Genomic DNA, 1,099 nt, shown 5'->3' with positions numbered 1-1,099 from the left:
CCTGCAGAAACAGGACAATCATTAACATCTTCAGTAACAGACACTACAACTCAGACGTCAATTGATAAAAAAGCTACACACCAATCGACAAACCAGGAAATAGCATCATCAACATCTGAAACCACCACAATAGAAGCCACCTCTGGTAGATCCGACAGCACAACGGCATCTCAAACCTCAACAACCATCTCAACCGCTGCACAAACCAGGCAATCAAGCCAGACGACAACATCAACCCCCGATACAGCCAGGCAGACAGTAACTTCTGGTTCCAGAGATAGCTCAGCTGCTTCTCCATCATTGACGTCGGCATCCACAGGCACGGCTGCCGCACAGGCAACAACGCCACAATCAGTCACTCAGAAAAAAGCACGAGCAACGTCTGATAGCCGGGGACTACAAGGAACTTCCGTTATTTCGAATAGCACAACGGCTGCTTCACCGATGACCGAAACTCCAACAGCTACAGGAATAGCTTCATCAACAAAATCAGCAACAGCTACTACAACTCAAGCGACAAGTGATAAAGCAGCAATACATCAATCGACAACCGGGCAAATAGCATCATCATCAGAAACCACCGCAACAGAAGGCAACCTTGGTATATCTGACAGTACAACTGCGTCTCGCACCTCACAAGCAATCTCAACCGCTGCACAAACCAGGCAATCAAGCCAAAGGGCAACCACAATCCACGACACTACCACTCAGACAGTTACTTCTGGTTCCAGAGATAGCTCAGCTGCATCTCCCTCTTCATCACCAATGACGACTGCATCAACAGGCACGCCAACCAAACAGGCAACACCGCAACAATCAGTATCTCAAGCAATATTTCAAGAAAAAGGACAATCAACGTCTGATAGCTTGGGAATACAAGGCACTTCCGGTATTTCGAATAGTGCAACGACTGATTCACCGCTGACCGAAACTTCAACAGCCACAGGAAAAGCTCCATCAACAAAATCAGCAACGGCCACTACAACTCAGGCGACAAGTGATAAAGCAGCAATACATCAATCGACAACCGGGCAAATAGCATCATCATCTGAAACCACCGCAACAGAAGGTGATACTGGTATATCTGACAGCACAACAG

General features: G+C 47.3%; 2 protein-coding genes. One reads left to right on the top strand and one right to left on the bottom strand.

Features of this window, described 5'->3' with window-relative positions; translation table 11 throughout:
• Positions 1 to 170: 170 nt before the first annotated feature.
• On the bottom strand, positions 171 to 359 hold the full coding sequence (locus tag J7438_RS25815; RefSeq protein ID WP_209278900.1) for a hypothetical protein: 189 nt from the start codon (positions 357 to 359) through the stop codon (positions 171 to 173).
• Positions 360 to 444: 85 nt separating this feature from the next.
• Here J7438_RS25815 and J7438_RS25810 point away from each other — a divergent pair.
• The coding region (locus tag J7438_RS25810) for a hypothetical protein (protein ID WP_209278899.1) at positions 445 to 1,099 on the top strand (655 nt) is incomplete at its 3' end.

The sequence above is a fragment of the Thalassotalea sp. G20_0 genome (assembly GCF_017744175.1).
Classification (GTDB): domain Bacteria; phylum Pseudomonadota; class Gammaproteobacteria; order Pseudomonadales; family Endozoicomonadaceae; genus Endozoicomonas.
This window is presented reverse-complemented; position numbering and strand designations above follow the sequence as displayed.